Source organism: Microbacterium timonense, from assembly GCF_900292075.1.
GTDB classification, from domain to species: domain Bacteria; phylum Actinomycetota; class Actinomycetes; order Actinomycetales; family Microbacteriaceae; genus Microbacterium; species Microbacterium timonense.
In genome coordinates, this window is record NZ_OLMV01000007.1 from 140,229 (window position 1) to 158,781 (window position 18,553).

At 75.0% G+C, this 18,553-nt stretch carries 1 protein-coding gene (running past one end of the window); it reads left to right on the forward strand.

Going from position 1 to position 18,553, the window contains the following annotated elements; all coding sequences use genetic code 11:
• Positions 1 to 18,553, forward strand: partial view of a hypothetical protein gene (locus C9992_RS18140; RefSeq protein WP_160150916.1) — the 5' portion only. 11,720 nt of this gene lie beyond the right edge of the window; 18,553 of the gene's 30,273 nt are visible here — the first part of the coding sequence; the start codon lies at positions 1 to 3; the stop codon falls past the right edge of the window.

Below are 18,553 nucleotides of genomic sequence, written 5' to 3' on the forward strand. Positions count from 1 at the left end.
GTGGCGCTTGTCGCGTCTTCGCTCGTGCTGGGCCAGTTCGTCTGGGACGGCGCCGTCGGCGTGCCGGGCGCTCACGCAGGCCAGGACTCCGGGGCGGCGCCGTGGGCGCTCGACCCGGACCGCTGGACCGGGGCCGGCGAGCAGCTCCCGGGCGACGGCTCGAACCTCGGCGCCGATGGTCTGGACGCGGACGAGCCGGAACTGCTCGTGCCGCCGGTCACGAACCCGCGTGACTACTCGCTCGTGATCGTTCTGCCGGCCGACCCGCGCCGTACCGCTCCGGCGGCACCTGGGAATCCCTTCGGACCCAACTGCCGCGAGGTGACGACCAACGACGGATCGGGTTCGACAAGCACGACGCTCGTCTGCGGTCCGAGCAACGGACCCGGCGACGGCAACGGACCCCAGGCGCCCGCGATCCCCGCGATGCCCGGCTTGCCGACCCCGCCGCAACCCCCGGCGCCGCCGACAGCACCCGAGCCGCCCAGCGGTCTGCCCGGGATTCCGACCCCGGGCGTGCCCGGTCCGCCGACGCCCGAGGTGCCCGAGCCGCCTGCTCCACAGCCGGCTCCCGGGACGCCGCAGAACCCGGGCGCCCCGGAACCTCCCGAGGTCCCCGAAGAGCCGCCGGTGCCGAACGTTCCCGATCAGCCCACCGCCCCCGGTGCGCCCGACGTCACCGGCTCGCCGGCGTTCCTCAACGTCCGTCCGTTCGTGGCCGACGAGGCCGCCGACGCAGACGCGGCGCTGAATGGGCAGGACTCGGCGGCCGGCGTCACGCCGTTCGCCGAGGGCGACCCGGAGCCCGTCGAGGACCCGGCGGCGCCCGAGGACACGGAGCCTCCGGCCGTGCCGGCACCCGAGGTGCCCGAGCCGACCGAGCCGCCGGCCTCCCCGGAACCGCCTGCAGACGGCACCGAGCCCGGGGGAGAGGCGCCCGAGGTGCCGGCGGAGCCCGGTGACCCGGGGACGCCTGGGGATGCCCCGACGGTTCCCGACCCCGAGGACCCCGCCGACCCGGCCACCGAGACGCCGGACGCGCCGGCGGGGGACATCGAGGTCGACCGCGACGTCGACGACGAGATCATCTGGATCTCGCAGAACGCCGCCGGCGACCTCGTCATCACGACCAACGACGGTGACACGACGGTCGTGCCGGCTTCGTCGGTCCGGATCCACACGAGCGGCGCCCGCGCCATCATCCGGATCATCGGCGCTCTCATCTTCTCGGGCATCGACTTCGACCTCCGCGCGGCCCGCATCCTCATGAACGGCGCGTCGCTCACGGGCGGCGACATCCTCCTCACCGCGATCGCCGAGCTGCTCGAGGCCGAGGAGCCCGCACCCTGCGAGACCGAGCCCTGCGAGGAGCCGCCGGCGCCGACGACTCCTGCGCCCGTCGAGGCCGAGGTCGTCATCGACGGCGGCTCGGTCATCACCGGGGAGAACGTCGTCATCGTGGCCCACGCGAACAACGGGACGGACGAGTCGGCCACCGCCACCATCCGGGTGACCGATTCGACCATCACCGCCACGGGCTACGTCGGCATCCAGGCGGCGGCCGCCACCGTCGGGGAGGACGCGACGGCCCAGGTGCTGCTCACCGGCGCGACCGTCACCGGGGCGGACCTCGTCGCCCGCGCTCACGCCATCGTCGCCCACGCGGTGACCGAGCAGTCCGACGACGCGGTCACCTCGGCACTGGGCGAGGCGAACGCGACGGCCCGGGTCATCGTGCACGACGGCTCGATCACCGCCAACGGCGCCGGCGGGGACGTGCACCTGTCAGCGACGTCCGAGCTCGACCTCGATGTCACCTCGACCGGTACGGGCACCGACGACGTCGACGCGGCGGCGGCCTACTCCGACGCGTCGGCCACGGCCGTGGTGCAGGTCGAGGGTCACGCCGCGATCTCCGCGACCGGCGACATCACGCTCCTCGCCCGCTCGGACGCCGACGTCGACACGATGGCGACCGCCCAGCAGGCCGGTGGCGCGATCGCCGTGAGCCGCGTGGCGATCGACACGCGCGCGGCGGTCACATCATCGGGCGCGGTGGATGCCGGGGGCGTGCTGCACGTCGAGGCAGACAGCGTGTACGCCGTCGACACCACGGCGACAGCGAGCGCCGGCGGCGCGACCCAGAACGGCACGGACCCGAACGTGTCGACCGACGGCAACGCGACGACGCCGGAGGGCACCGTCGATGTCGCCGGGGCGCTGGCCTTCACCGACCTCGACGTCGTGACGCTCGTGACGCTCGGCGCGGCTCCGACGGCCGCGTACACCGCAGACGGCGGCGCGATCGTCGTCGCCCGGGCGCACGGCTCGGCCGTGGCGGACGCAGACGCTTCCGCTGTCACGGAGGACGCGAGCGGCGTGGGCGTCGCCGTCGCGGTGAACGCCGTCGACGTCGACACGCGTGCCGCCGTCGGAGACGTGACACTCACCGCGCCGTCGCTCGCCGTGTACGCGATCGCTGCATCGCCGCAAGGGGCGCCCGCCAGCGAGTACCGCGCACGCGCGAAGTCCGGGGCGGGGGCGGCTGACAGCTTCGGTGCAGCCGGTGCGCTCGCCATCGCGCTCACCACCCGCACCACCCACGCCCTGCTCGGCGGCGGCCCTGTCGGCTTCCTGGGACCGCAGCCGACCGACGTCCGGTTCGAAGCTTTCTCGTCGGCGGCGACTTTCGCGGCGGCCGCACCCGGGACGACGGCCGGCGTCGCGACGGGTCTCGGCGCACATGTCGCCCTGGGCATCGTGAACGATGACACCACGGCCGAGCTCACGAGCGCTGCGGCAACGGGCATCGGCGACCTCACCCTCTTCTCCACCACTGTCGCGCCGCACACGGTGAGCGCGGTCGGCGGCGCAGCGTCCGGCGCCCTCTCGACGGTCCTCGCCACGTCGGTGTCGAACGCCTCGGCCACGTCGGGCGTCGGCGCCGCTCCCGAGCCGCTCTCGCTCGCGGGCGACCTCACGCTGCGTGCGACCCTGGTCGCCCCCGGCACGACGACGGCGCGCGGCGACATCACCGCAGGCGACGGCGCCGCCGTCGGCGTGGTGCTGGCGCTCTCGTTCGCCGACCACTCCGCGACGATCAGCCTCGTGCGTGACGTCCTCGCGACCGGCGACGTCGTCCTCGCCGCCGACGCGCGCGGATCGTCCGACACCGACGCGAGCGCCTCCGCCACCGGATCGGCGGGCGTGACGTCCGGGGTCGCGGCGGCCGGCCCGTCGGCCCAGATCGCCGGCGCCCGCGGCCGGGCGGGTGCGGCCGCGCCGGCGGGCGGCGGCACAGGATCGGTGCCCGCCGCGCCCACCCCCGCGACCCCGCAGGGCACCGTCGCCGCGGCTGCGGCCGTGGCCCTCGGCATCCATGACCTCACCAGCGACGTCGTCGTCGGCGGCGTGTCGATCCAGGCGGCGAACGTATCGTTCACCGCGCTGGGCAACCTGCAGGCCGACGCGACTGCCACCGGCGCCCCGGCGGACCGCGGGCCTCCGGCCGAGGGAAGCGAACCCGCTGCCACCACGATCGCGGCAGCCGTCGCGATCACCCTCGCGGACGCCCGCGTCCGCACCGCGCTCGCCGCCGACGCCACCGTCGTCGCTGCGGGCCTCACCCTCACCGCCGGAGTCGCCCCGCTCTCCGCGAGCGGCGTGAGCGATCCGGCCCACCGCATCACCGCCACTGCCACCGGCGGCGCGGGATCGGGCGGCGACCTCTCGGTCGCCGGCTCCGTGGCCCTGGCCCTCTCGAGCGTCGAGACCTCCTCCGCTCTCGAGGGCAGCTTCGACGGCCCGAGCCTCACCGTCGCCGCGACGGGCGTCGCGGACACCACCGCCCGCGCGATCCTCGCCACCGACGGCGGCACCGGCGCCACCACCGGGGTCGGGGCGTCGTTCGCTCTCGCGGCGAGCGAGACCGTCACCACCGCGAGGCTCAGCGGCGCGGCGACCGGCATCGCCGGCACCGGCGAGATCGCCGTCGTGGCGAGCGGCACCGACGTCGTGCGCGCCGAGGCGAGCGGGTCGGCCGCCGGAGCCGACCTGGCGGTCGCGCCGTTCACCGCCGTGGCGATGGGCACCGCGCGCACGGTCGGCCTCATCGGCGGCGATGGCAGCCTCTCGGTGCAGAACCTCACCGTCACGGCGGTGCAGCGTGCCGAGACCGCTTCGGTCGCGAAAGCAGCCGTCGCTCCTGCCGGCACTGCAGCGATCGGGGTCGGGCTCGCACTGACGCTCGCCGACCACTCGGTCGAAGCCCGGCTTGCGCGGGATGTCACGGCGGCGGCTGCCGCAGACGGCTCCGCCGACGTCTCGGTCGGCGCGACCGGCGTTTCGAAGGCGACGTCGGATGCCGCGGCCTCCGCCTCGGGTGCGCCCGGCAGTTCCTCGGCCGGCGGTGCGGGCGGCGGGGTCGACGCGCAGGTCGCGGCCGCCCAGAGCGCCGCGAACGCCACGGTCGGCGAAGCGGGCGGCAGCGGCAACACGAGCACGCCCCCGAGCGCCGCGACCAGCGAGGGTGGCGTGAACGCCGCCGCGGCGGTCGCCGTGACGTCCGCCGACGCCACGGTGTCGGTCGCCATCGAGAGCGTCGTCACTGCCGACACGGTGACGGTCGTCGCGGGCGAGCACACCGACGCCACCTCGAAGGCGGACGGGCGCGCCGCGCAGGGCACGGACGCGACCATCGGCGCCGCCGTCGCCATCACCGACTCCGACCTCGTGGCCACCGCAGTCGTCGCGGCCGGCGCGTCGATCACCTCGCCGACCACGGCCGTACACGTCCGGTCCGTCGCCGACGGCGCTGACGCGGCGTCTTCCTCGGGAGCGGAGTCCATCGCCGGGGCAGGGGGAGGGGACGTGTCCGTCGCGGGATCGGTCGCCATCGCGCTCGTGGAGCGCACACTCCGTGCCGCGCTCGACGGTTCGGCCGGCGGCGGGTCCCTCACGATCGCCGCGAACGGGACGAGCGCCACGACGGTGAAGGCCCTTCCCGCGGGCGCGGGGGTCACCGCCGCCGGCGACCTGGGCGTCGGCGCCGCCTTCGCCTTGGCGATCGTCCGCGCCGAGATCCTCGCCGAGGTCACCGACGGTGCGACGCTCGCGGGCGTGTCCGCGCTCACTGTCGACGCGCGCTCGACCGCCACGACGACGACCGAGGCGCGCATGGGTGCCGCGGGCGGAGGCGTGTCGGTCGCGCCCGCCGTCGCGACGACCGTGTCCAGCATCCGGACCGCGGCACGGCTCGGGTCCGGGGCGGCTCTTGCGCTCACGGGCGCCCTTCGCCTCGCGGCTGTGCAGGACGCGACCGCCGGGGCGACCGCCGGCGCGATCTCGGTCTCGACCGGCACGGCCGCCGTCGGCGCCTCGCTCGCGCTGACGCTCGCCGAGCACGCCGCGCGGGTGCAGCTGGCGCGCGACGTGTCGGCCGACAGCGCGGCGCTCACCGCCCACGCCGTCTCGGAGGCGACCTCGAACGCGACGGCCTCGGCAGGGGGCGCACCCGAGAACGCCACCGACTCGACCGACCCGGCGAACCCCGGGGGTGCCGCGGGGGATGGCGTCGACGAGGCCGTGCAGCGGCAGCGCGAGCACGCCGACGCCACCGCGGGCACGCCCGCCCTGCCGGGCACCGACACCCCGTCCGCACAGACGTCGCAGGGCAAGGTCGCGGTCGCCGCGGCCGTCGCCGTCACGCTCGCCGAGCTGGCCGCGGACGTCCTTCTCGGTGGGGATCTGACCGCGAGCGGCTCCGTCGTCATCGACGCCGGCACGCACTCCGACGTGCGTTCGCGCGCTGACGGGTCCGCGTCGCAGGGGACCGACGCGACCATCGGCGCGGCGGTCGCCCTGACGCGCGCCGACATCTCGACGACCGCGGTCGTGCCGGCCGGGGTCGTCATCACCGCGGGCGGCCTGCAGCTGTTCGCACGGGCACTCGTCGACGACGGCGATGCGACGTCCGCCCTCGGCGCGGAGTCTCTCGCCGGAGCCGGCGGCGGCAAGCTGTCGGTCGCCGGCTCGGTCGCCCTCGCGCTCGCCAACCACGTGACACGAGCGGGGGTGGACGGATCGGTCGCGATCACCGGCGGGGGAGCGGTGACCGCTGCGGCGACGAGCGACCTCACCACGACCGCCAATGCCTTCCCGCACGAGGGCGGCGTCTCGGGGGCGCAGTCGCTCGGCATCGGCGCATCCTTCGCGCTCGCCGTCGTCACGGGCACGACCCTCGCCAAGCTGTCCACCGGCGGGACGATCACGGGCGCCGCCGACGTCACCCTCTACGCCAATAGTGCGAGTGCGACGACGGCCGACGCCAAGATGGGCGCCAAGGGCGGATCGGTCGCACTGACTCCCGTCGTCGCAACCGCGCTCACGACCGAGACGGCCGAGGCGCGCATCATGGGCGACGGCACGCTCGAGCTCACCGGCACCCTCCGTCTGGACGCGATCCTGGATGCCTCGGGCATCGTGAACGCGACCGCGGACGTGACGAACACGACGACCGCCGGCGTCGGCGTCGCGCTCGCTCTCGCGATGCCGAACCACCGCGCCCTGGCCACCGTCGCCCGGGACGTCCAGGCGGGCGGCGACGTCCTCGCGCACTCCTTCCTCACCTCGAAGGCCACGACTACCGCCGTCGCCTCCGCTGCCGGGGCGCCCGAGAACGCCGGCAGCGGAGGTGACGGCGGCGACGCCGTCGACCAGCAGCTCACGCAGGAGCGCACGCACGCCGATGGCGTCGCGACGAGCGCCGGCGGGTCGGCGTCGCAGGGCGCGGCGCCGAGCGCGGAGACGAGCGGCGGCAAGGTGAATGCCGCAGCCGCCGTGGCACTGACCCTGGCAACGGCGGTCAGCCGGGCGATCATCGATGCCGCGGTCACCGCCGGCGGCCAGGCGCGTGTCGCCGCGCTCGAGAACGCGGACCAGTCCGCCACGGCCGACGGCTCCGCTGCGAGCGGCACCACCGCCACGATCGGCGCCGGCGTCGCGCTCACCCGCGCGGACGTGGCGACCGAGGCTCTCGTGCTCGCCGGCGCCACCGTCACCGCCGGCTCGCTCCAGCTGTCGACCGCGACCCTCGCGAACGGCGACGACACGGTCTCCCGCACGAGCGCCGAGTCGGCGGCGGGCGCCGGGGGCGGCAAGATCTCGGTCGCCGGGTCGGTCGCCCTCGCCATCCTGAACCACACGTCGCTCGCCTCGCTGCGAGGATCGGCCACGATCGCCGGCGCGGCGCTGATCTCGGCATCGAACACCGCCGACGTCGTCGCGAAGGCCCTGCCGCACGGCGACGGCGTGAGCGGAGCCGCGACCCTCGGCATCGGCGCGTCGATCGCCCTCGCGATCACGACCGGCGTGACCACCGCGGAGGTGGCGGACGGCGCCGCGCTCACCGATGCCGACGCGCTCACCGTGTTCGCGAACGGCCGCAGCACCACGACGGTCGAGGCGCGCATGGGCGCCACGGGCGGCGGGGTCGCCCTCACCCCGGTCGTCGCGACAGCGCTGTCGACCGAGACCTCACTCGCCCGGATCGGCACGGGCGCTCAGCTGAACGTCGGCGGGGCGATCCGGATGGATGCCGTCCTCCACGCCACCGCAACCGCAACCGCCACCGCACCCGTCGAGGGGGCGGGCGACGCCGGCATCGGCGTCGCGCTCGCCCTCGCCATGCCGCAGCACCGCGCGGTCGCGGAGATCGCGGGGGATGCGACGGCGACCGACGTCTCCCTCGCCTCGTTCCTCACCTCGTCGTCGCTGTCGCACGCGGTCGCCTCGGCGGCGGGTGCACCGGAGAACGGCGCGGACTCCGGCGACGCGGGCAACCCGGGCGGTGCCGCCGGCGACGGTGTCGACCAGCAGCTGCAGGCGGAGCGCGCGCACGCCGACGGCGTCGCCGCCGAGAACGGCGGCGCAGCCTCGGCCCCCGGCGCCAGTGCGCCGAGCGCCGAGACGAGCGCGGGCGGCGTCAATGCTGCGGCCGCCATCGCGCTGACCTTGGCGACCACGGTGAGCGAGGCGCGCATCCTCGCCGGTGCCACCGTCGTGGCCAGCGCCGCCGCGTCGCTCGCGGCTCAGGACGATGTCGACCGTCAGGCGACCGCCGACGGATCGGCCGCCGACGGGGGCTCCGGCACGATCGGCGCGGCCGTGGCCCTTGCGAAGGGCGACGGCGGCACACGCGCGTCGGTCTCGGCGGGGGCGACCGTGCGCGCCGCCAGCCTTCAGGTGCTCACGGCCGCGCTCGCGGGTGGTGCGTCGACGCTCGTCGCGCAATCGATGGCTGGCGCGGGAGACGGCAAGATCTCCGTCGCCGGATCCGTGGCCATCGCGCTGACCACGCACCGGTCCACCGCCGAGCTCGCGGGGACGGTGCAGCTCATCGGTGACGCCGTCGTGGCGGCGTCGAGCAGTCTCGAGACCACTGCCAAGGCACTGCCGCACGGCGACGGCGTCGGCGGCGCCGGCACCCTCGGCATCGGGGCGGCGTTCGCCCTGGCCATCGTGACCGGCCAGACGACGGCGACGGTCGCCGACGGCGCGACGCTGACCGGTGCCGCGAACCTCACCCTCACCGCGAACGGCCGCAGCACCACGACGGTCGAGGCCAGGATGGGCGCGGCAGGAGGCGGCGTGGCGCTCACGCCGGTCGTCGCGACGGCTCTGTCCACCGAGACGGCACAAGCGCTCCTCGCACCGGCGCTCGCCCTCACGGGCACGCTGCGCATGGACGCCGTGCTGGGCGCGACCGCCAACGCCACGGCGACCGCCGAGGTCGAGGGCGCGGGAGACGCCGGCATCGGCGTGGCGCTCGCTCTCGCGATGCCGAACCACTCCGCGCTCGCCCGCGTCCAGCGCAGCGTCTCGGCCGCCGACGCCCTGCTCGCCACGTTCCTCACGAGCGGCTCCGCGACGAAGGCCGTCGCCTCCGCCGCCGGCGCGCCGCAGGACGAGACCCCGGCGGGCGCAGATCCGGATGCCGCGGCCGGCGTCGACCAGCAGCTCGCCGCCCAGCGCGCCCACGCCGACGGTGTCGCCACCGAGAACGGCGGAGCGCCCTCGGGCAGTGCCGACGCTGCGAGCGCCGAGACGAGCGAGGGCACGGTCAACGCGGCCGCCGCGATCGCCCTCACCCTGGCGACGCTGCGGAGCGAGACGGTGATCGCGCCGGACGCCACGGTGACGGCCGGCACGGTGCGGCTCGCCGCGCTCGACAACGTCGACCAGACCGCCACGGCCGACGGCTCGGCCTCGCAGGGCTCGAGCGCCACGATCGGCGCCGCCGTCGCGATCACCGATGCCGACGTCACCACCCGTGCGCACGTGTCTGCGGGAGCCACCGTGCACGCCACGACCCTGGTGCTCACCACGGCGGCCCTCGCGAACGGCGCGGACGCGGCATCCACCGCCGACGCGACCTCGATGGCCGGCGCGGGCGGCGGCAAGGTCTCCGTCGCGGGATCGCTCGCCCTCGTGGTGGTGCACCGGGAGAGCATCGCCCGCCTCGCGGGCTCCGCGACGCTCACGGGCGCGGCGACGATCGCCGCTCGCAGCGCGGCGACGACGACCGTGAAGGCACTGCCGCACGGTGTCGGCGCCGAGGCGCAGGGCGACGGAGTCGGATTCGGGGCGTCCGTCGGTCTGGCGATCATCCGCCACGACACGCTCGCCGAGCTCGCTGACGGGGCGACGCTGACCGGCGCTACCGACGTCACCCTGATCGCGACCGCCGCCGACACCGCGACGGTGGAGGCGAAGATGGGCGCGCAGGGCGGCGGCGTCGCACTCGCACCGGCCGTGGCGATCGCGCTGTCGAACATCACGACGACCACGCGCCTGGGCACCGGACCGGCCGCCCTCACGCTGAGCGGCGCCCTGGCGATGCACGCCACCCAGGAGGCCGAGGCGTCGGCCTCCGGGACGTCGTCGGTCACCGACGCAGCCGACGCGGGCATCGGCATCAGCCTCGGCCTGCCGATCGCCAACCACACCGTCACGACCCGCGTCGAGCGCGAGGTCGTCGCAGGCGGCGACGTCACACTCCGCACGGCCGGCGTCTCGCGCACCACCGCCTCGGCGTCCGCCTCGGCGGCCGGTGCGCCGGAATCCGCTGACGCCCCCGCGGCGGGCGAGCCCAGCGGCGTCGACCAGCAGATCGGGGGTCAGCTCGCCTTTGCCGACCAGGTCGGCGCGGCCGAGACCGGCAGCGGCACCGGCGGCGCCGCGGCTCCCGCCGCCGAGACGAGCCAGGGCGGCGTACAGGCGGCGGCCGCGATCGCCGTCGCGCTCGCGACGGTGATCTCGGAAGTCGTCGTCACCGTCGGGCATGTCACCTCCGGCGGCATCGCGACGCTGCAGACCGAGGCCAACACCGACGCCGCGGCGACGGCCGACGGCTCCGCCACGCAGCCCGCCGGCGGCACCGCGACCATCGGCGCCGCGGTCGCCATCGCGCTGGCCGACGTGCGCAACGCCGCCGTCGTCCCTGCCGCCCTGACGATCACCGCCCGAGACCTCGTGGTCCGCGCGCAGACGGCTGTCGACGGCGACGACCACACGGCGACCGTCTCGGCCGCGGCCACCTCCGGGGCCGGAGGCGGAGACGTCTCGGTCGCCGGCTCCTTCGCGCTCGCCGTGGTCGACCACCAGACGCGCGCCGCCATCGACGGCACCGTCGCCCTCACGGGCGGCGACCTGTGGGTGACGGCGGCGAGCGATCTGAGCAGCACCGTGGAGGCGCTGCCGGCGGGCGAAGGCGTCACCGAAGCGGCCGACCTCGGGTTCGGGGCATCCGTCGCCCTCGATCTGGTCACGCACCGCACGGTGGCCGAGATCGCCGACGGGGTCGTCATCTCGGGAGCCGACGATGTCACTCTGCAGTCGACGGTCGCCGATGCGGCGACGACCGAGGCGCGCATGGGCGCGGCGGGGGGCGGCGTGTCGATCGCCCCCGCGGTCGCGACGACCCTCTCGAACGTCACGGCCGCGACGCGCCTGGGCACCGGCTCGCTGGCGCTCGCGGGATCGCTGCAGCTGGCGTCGGCGCTGAAGTCCGCGGTCGCGAGCACCGCGTCGGCGTCCGCCGTCTCGGGCGGAGACGCCGCGATCGGCGTCTCACTGGGCCTCACGATCGCGAACCACGCGGCGACGAGCGATCTCGCGCGCGTGGTCCAGGCGGGCGGCGACATCGTGGTCCGGGCGTCGGCGGTGTCGGCGTCCACCGCGTCGGCGACCGCGTCCGCCGCCGGTGCTCCCGAGGAGGACACCAGCGCCCCCGACAGCGATCCCGACAACACCGGCGTCAACGAACTCATCAACCGCGAGCAGGACCACGCTGACGGACAGGCCGCCCAGAACGGACTGGAGACGTCGGGCGGCGACGCGCAGCGCGCCCCGCAGGCGGAGTCGAGCCAGGGCGGCGTCAACGCGGCAGCCGCGGTCGGCGTGAGCCTGTCGAATCCCGTCGTCCGCGCGGGCGTCACGGCCGAGGTCGGCACGCTCACCGCGGCCGGAACCGTGGCGTTCCTGACCTCCGCCAACACGGACTCCTCGTCGGCGGGAGACGGCTCCGCCGTCGACGGGGGAACGGCCAACATCGGCGTGGGCGTCGGACTGACCCTCATGGAGGTCGTGAACACGGCCGTCGTTCCCGCACACCTCACGGTGCGCGCGCACGACCTTCTCGTGACGGCGGATGCCGCGGCCGACGGCGACGACACGACCTCGACCATCAGCGCGATCGGCTCGTCGGGAGCGGGCGGCGGCGACTTCGCCGGTGCGGGCTCGCTCGGGCTCGCGGTCGTCAACCACCTCACGCGTGCCGCGGTCGAGGGAACGGTCGAGCTCACGGGCGGAGACACGGCGGTGACCGCCAAGAGCGACGTCGACACCACGGCGAAGGCGCTGCCGCACGGCGAGGAGCAGGATCCGGCGACTTCGCTCGGACTCGGCGTCGCCGTCGCGCTCGCGATCGTCACCCACGACACCGTCGCCGAGGTGGTCGACGGCGTCGTCATCACGGGCATCCGCAACCTCGTCCTCACCGCCGACGCCAAGGACGCCACCACGGTCGAGGCCAAGATGGGCGCGCGCGGCGGCGTCGCGATCACGCCGTCGATCGGCATCGCGCTGTCGAACGTGTCGACGCTCGCGCGGCTGGGCACCGGCGCGACGCAGCAGCTCACCGGCACGCTCGCACTCACCGCGACGCAGAAGGCCGTCGCCGACAGCGTCGCCTCGGCCGCGGCCCTGGACGCGGCCGACGCCGCCATCGGCTTCGGGCTCGCCCTCACCTACGCGAACCACGAGTCGATGACGGTGCTCGGTCGTGCCGCGGTCGCCGGGCAGCACGTGCTGCTGCGGGCTTCGAACGTCTCCGAGTCCAGCGCCGTCGCCGAGGCATCGGCAGCCGGTGCTCCCGAGAACCAGGCGTCGGGCGACCCCGCGAACCCGGGCGGCCAGCCCGGCACCGGCGTGGACCAGCTCGCGAACCAGCAGCGGGTGTTCGCCGACGAGCAGGCTGCGAAGAACGGCGGCCGCGGCTCCGGCGACACCGCCAACCCGAAGGCCGAGACGAGCCAGGGCGGCGTGGCGGTCGCTGCGGCCATCGGCATCGTCGTGGCCGATGTGCACGCGGAGTCGCTGATCCTGCCGCAGGTCTCGACCATCACGGCCGGCGACCAGCTCCGCATCGAGTCGGCGGCGAACACCGACGCGCGCTCGGGCGGCGACGGGTCGTCCGTCTCGTCCGGCGGCGATGCCAACGTCGGCGCCGGGGTCGCGCTGACCCTCGCCACCACGGTGAACCAGTCCGTGCTGCCGGCCACGCTGACAGCCACGGCGGGCGACATCGTCGTTTCGGCGACGGTCGCCGCCGACGGCGACGACGTCACCGGCAGCTACGGCGCGGCGGCCGCCTCGGGAGCGGGCGGCGGCAACATCTCGGTCGCGGGGTCGGTCGCGATCGCGATCGTCACCACCGACACGCTCGCGAACGTGCTCGGCACGCTGGTGCTGACGTCGGGCGATGTGGCCGTCGTGGCGCGCAGCGCCGTCGCCGGCACCGTGACCGCGCTGCCGCACAAGGAGGGCGACGACGACGGCGACGGCGAGGTCGAGGGCGCGGGCGGCGAGGACTTCGTCGGCGGCGTCTCGACGGAGGGCGACTTCGGCCTCGGCGCATCGTTCGTCCTCGTGCTCGACACCGACCGCACGAGCGCCCTCGTCGGGGACGAGGTCGTCATCTCCGGCGCGCAGGACGTCATCGCCTCCGCCGAGGCGACCGACACCGTGACAGCCGAGGCGAAGATGGGCGCCAAGGGCGGCGGCGTGGCCATCGCACCGGCGGTCTCGGTCGTGCTCTCGAACGTCACGACGACGGCCCGTGTCGGCATCGGATCGCTCGAGACGACCGGCGACGTGTGGATCCGGGCGACGCAGACCGCCTCGGCGCTCAATGAGACGACGCCCGCTGCGATCGCCGGCTCGGACGCCGCGGTGGGAATCTCGTTCGCCCTCACCATCCCCAACCACGACGTCCTCGCCGAGCTCGCGCGCACGATCGACGCCGGCGGAGCGCTCACGCTCCAGGCCTACAGCCGCTCGGCCTCCAGCGCGAAGGCCATCGCCTCGGCTGCGGGCGCACCGGAGAACGAGGCCGACAGCGGCTCGTCCGACCCCGACAACCAGGGCGGCGCGGCCGGAACCGGCGTCGACCAGTTCGCGACGCAGCAGCGGAACTACGCCGACCAGCGCTCCACGGCATCCGGGGGTGCAGGATCGGGCACTGCCGGCACACCGAAGGCCGAGACGAGCGCGGGGCCGGTGGCGGTGGCCGCAGCGGTCGGGATCGTCGTCGCGACCATCCAGCCGATGGCTCGCGTCACCGAGGAGGTGACCGAGCTGACGGCGGGCGGCCCGGTCCGCATCCTCTCGTCGCACAACACCGATGTCGCCACCCGCGGAGACGGGTCGTCGGTGTCGCCGGCCGCGTCGGCGACGATCGGCGCCGGTGTCGCGATCAGCTGGGTCGACATCGTCAACCACGCGATCGTGCCGGACTGGCTGACCATCCACGCGGGCGGGCTCGTCGTCGGCGCGACCACGACGGCTGACGACGACGGCGACCGCACGTCCACCGTGACGGCGGACGCCGCGTCGGGTGCGGGTGGAGGCAAGATCTCGGTCGCCGGCTCGGTCGCGATCGCTCAGGTGAACGCCGACACGCTCGCCGCGGTCTACGGCGACGTCCTCCTCACCGGCGCCGACGCCGACGTCGTGATCATGGCGACCGACGCCCTGAGCACCTCGGCGAAGGCGCTGCCCAGCGGCGACGGCGTCGCGTCGAGCGGCAACGTCGGCGTCGGCGCATCCTTCGCGCTCGCTCTCGTCTTCAGCGAGACGCACGCCCTGATCGCGGACGGCGTCGAGGTGACCGGGGTCGACGACGTCACCGTGGCCGCGGCCGCCGAGAGCCGTACCGTGACCCAGGCTGAGATGGGCGCGAAGGGTGGCAAGGTCACCATCACGCCGGCGATCGGCATCACGGTCTCGGAGGTCTCGACGACGGCCGTCATCGGCACCCTCGCCGACGCCCTCGAGGCGACGGGCGACGTGTATGTGATCGTCGAGCACGCGACCACCGCACACACCACGACCGATGCGACGGCCGGCGAGGCCGCCACCGCCGTGGGCGTCTCCCTCGCGCTGAACTTCGCCTTCGATGTCGCGTCCGCCCAGACGCGGCGCGACATCGTCGCCGGCGGCTCCGCCGTCTTCACCGTGACGGGTTCGGCGCTCGCGGGCGCAACCGCGAAGGCCTCGTCCAACGGCGCCCCGGGCCAGAACCAGGAGGGCGGCGCGGGCGCCGGCGGCGTGGACGGCCAGGTCGCGCAGCAGCGCTCGTACGCCGACCAGCAGACCGCGGCGAACCGCGGCTCCGGCATGTCGTCGGCCTCGTCGCCGTCGGCGTCGACGAGCGGGGGCAGCGTCTCGGTGGCCGCGGCCATCGCGCTCTCCCTCGCCGAGGCGCGCTTCACCTCGCACCTGCCCGACGACCTCTCGATCACCGCCGACGGCCACGTCTGGTTCCTCTCGCGTGCGCAGCTCGACTCGAAGGCGGAGGCGGATGCCTCGGCCACGGTCGTCGCGAGCGGTTCGGGCTCGGGCGGCTCGGGGTCCGGCGGCTCCGGCTCTTCCAGCACGGCGGTCGGGGCGGCGGTCGCCCTCAACCTCGCGTCGGTCGAGAACCGTGCCTGGCTCGGGGAGCGGACCGAGGTCGACGCGAACGGGTTCGCGGTCTCTGCCACGATGACCCCGCTGCCGGGCGACGGCACCCACGACTTCGCGGCGGTCGCCAAGTCGGGGGCCGGCTCGCCCTCGGGCACCGGGGTGGCGGGCGCGCTGGGCCTCAACATCGTGACCGACCGCACCGAGGCCTGGATTCCATCGAGCGCCGTGGTCACCTTCGGCACGGGGGACGTCACCGTCGCGGCCGAGAACTTCCGCACCGACACCGCGCGTGCCGTGAGCGACGCGAAGGCGGGAGGCGGCAGCGTGGGCGTCGGCGCCTCCGTCGCCCTGAACGTGCTGGCGACCGACGTCACCCGTGCCGAGATCCACGACGGCGCGGACATCACCGGCGGCGGCAACGTCACGGTCCGCGCGGACCACTCCGACGCCGTGGTGAACGAGGTGAAGGCCGGATCCGCGGCGACCGGCGGCGGCGCCGCGGTCGCGCCGGCGGTCGGCATCGACGTCGTGCTCCCGGTCGTACTCGCGCGCATCGGCACCGCGGGCCCGCGTCCGTTCGCGGCGACCGGTCAGGTGCTGGTCCGGGCCACCTCCACCACGACCGTGGAGGCCAACGGTGACGCGGAGGCGGCCGGCAGCGGCACCGCGGTGGGCGCGATCATCGCGATCAACGTCGTCGACGTCGCCGTCAACGCACAGCTGTTCCAGGACGTCACCGCGGGCTCGCTGTGGCTGGTGTCGAGCGCGACCGTCAGCTCCTCCGCCGTGACTGCCGCGAGTGCGTCCGGCGCCAAGAAGCCCCAGACCGGCGAGGCGCAGGATGCCGACCAGCAGGCGCAGCAGGAAGTCGACGGCAACCAGGCGACCTCGGGTCTCGGCATCAGCCTGCCCGGCTCGCAGAGCGCGGTCGGTCAGGGCAACAGCACGGCAGGCAGCCAGTCCGGGAAGTCGAGCGACGGCGTGGGCGTGGGCGCCGCGGTCTCGGTCAACTGGGTGACGGTCGAGAGTCGCTCGATCGTTCCGGCGGACCGCGCGATCCGTGTCACGGGCATGTTCGCACTGCTGTCGTCGGCGCACGTCGATGCCAAGGCGCACGCGAGCGGCAAGGCGTTCCCGAGCGGCTCGACGGCGGTCGGTGCGGGTGTCTCTCTCAACGTCGCGACCGTCGACGACCTCGCCTCGCTCGGTGCAGGTGCCGATGTGATGGCGGGCGAGATGGCGCTCACGGCGCGCACGCCGGAGGGAGAGCAGAACGACTTCGAGGCGCGTTCCGTCGCGGTCGCGGCCCCGGATCCCACGAGCGGGTCCGGCGGCGGGTCGGGCGGCGCCGCGGTAGCGGGCTCGGTCGCCGTGCAGGTGCTGCAGCTGCGCAACGAGGCAGTGATCGGCGAGGGCTCGACACTGCAGGTCGCCCACGACCTCACCCTGCACGCCACGAACCCCATGGGCCTGCAGGCGATGGCGGTATCGGCGGCGGCGTCGATGTCGGGCAGCGGCGTGGGTGCGGGCATCGTCGTGCAGTTCATCGACGCCGACACGCTCGCGCACATCGACTCGTCGCTGGCGCGCCCGACCGTGATCGACGCCGGCGGCGCGATCATCGGCCGCGCGGCCGCGCACCTGCACGCCCTCGCCGCGCCCGACCTCGGGATCGAGGTCGTCGACATCCCCGCCTTCACCGGCGTGGCACTCGGCGCCGCCCTGGGGGGCGGCGACGCGGGCGTCGGCGGTTCGGTCATCGTCACGGTGACGAACCGGAACACTGGATCGTGGCTCGGTGACGGCGCACAGGTGAACCAGACGATCGGCGCGACCGACTCGAACCAGCACCTCTCGTTCTCGGCGAGCGACCAGACCGAGTTCGTGGACCTCGCCGGGGCGCTCGGACTCACGACCGGCAGCGCGGGCGTGGGCTTCGCGCTCATCGTCGGGGTGCACGACAAGGACGTGCGCGCGACGATCGGTGAAGGAGTCGCCGCGCGACTGGGCGGCTCGGTGTGGCTCGACGCGCAGGCGGGCGAGAGCTGGACCGAGGTCGTCGCGGGCGGTGCGGCCGCGAGCAGCGCGGGCATCGCCGGGTCGTTCCTTGTTCTCGTCGTGAACAAGGGCGACGGCGACCCAGGGACCCGGGCGCGCATCGAGAGCTCCGCGCAGAACCCGACGGAGGTTCTCGCCGAGGGAGGCATGACGATCACCGCCGCGGATCCGGTGAGCGCCTCGACGCTCTTCGCGGGCGCCGTCGGCGTCTCGACCGGAACAGCCGGGGTCGGCGTCGCGACCGTGGTCTTCGTGCGCGACGCCATCGTCGAGGCGACGGTCGGCGAGGCCGCGTGGCTGCGGGCCGCGGGCGGACTCGGCCTGGTGCTCACGGCCGACCAGAGCCAGGACCTCTGGATGGTCGCGGTCGCGGGCGGCGGGGCGGGCACCGCGGGCGTCGCCGGTGCCGTCACGACCGGTGTCTACGACCACGAGACCCGCGCGCACCTCGGCCGCGGCGTGACGCTCGACGGCACCTCCGCCGACGGTGAAGCCGGCGCACGCCTGCGCGCGACCGACCACACCGTGCTTCGCGGCATCGCGGGTCAGGCGGCGGCGGGCGGCACCGCGGGCGTCGGCATCGGGTCGGACGTGCAGGTGATGAACAAGCACACCGAGGCGTCGATGGCGACGCAGGTGCTCGCGACGGTGCCGGGCGACATCACGATCGACGCCGCGTCGAGCGAGGACGTCACGAGCGTCTCGGCAGGTGCCGCGGTCGGCGGCACCGCCGGCGTCTCGGTGAACGCCGCCGTGCCGGTGTACGACATCACGACCCTGGCGTTCATCGGTGAGGAGTGCGCCGCGGCGGTCGCGAGCGAGGCGGCGTGCGCGCCGTCGCGCAGCATCGTGCTCGCCGGCGGCAGCGTGCGCATCACGGCCAACGAGGTCCTCACCATGGACCTCATCGCGGGCTCGATCGCCATCGGGGGGACTGCCGGCGTCGGCGTCGGCGCGGCGGTGCCCGTGGTCACGAAGACGACGCGGGCGTTCATCGGCGATCTGTCGATCGTCACCGCCCTGGCGCTCACGGACGGCGTGCTCGGCACGCTCGGCGGATTCGACATCTCCTACATCGACACGCGCTTCGACCCCCAGTTCGCGCTCGACCCGGACGGCTACACGATCGATCTCGGCTACGCGCACGGTATCGACGACGGCGAGGTCGTCACCTACTTCTCCGGGGGCGGCCAGGCCCTGGTGGGCCTCGGCAACGGGCTCGAGTACTACGCCCTGGTCGACCCGAGTGCAC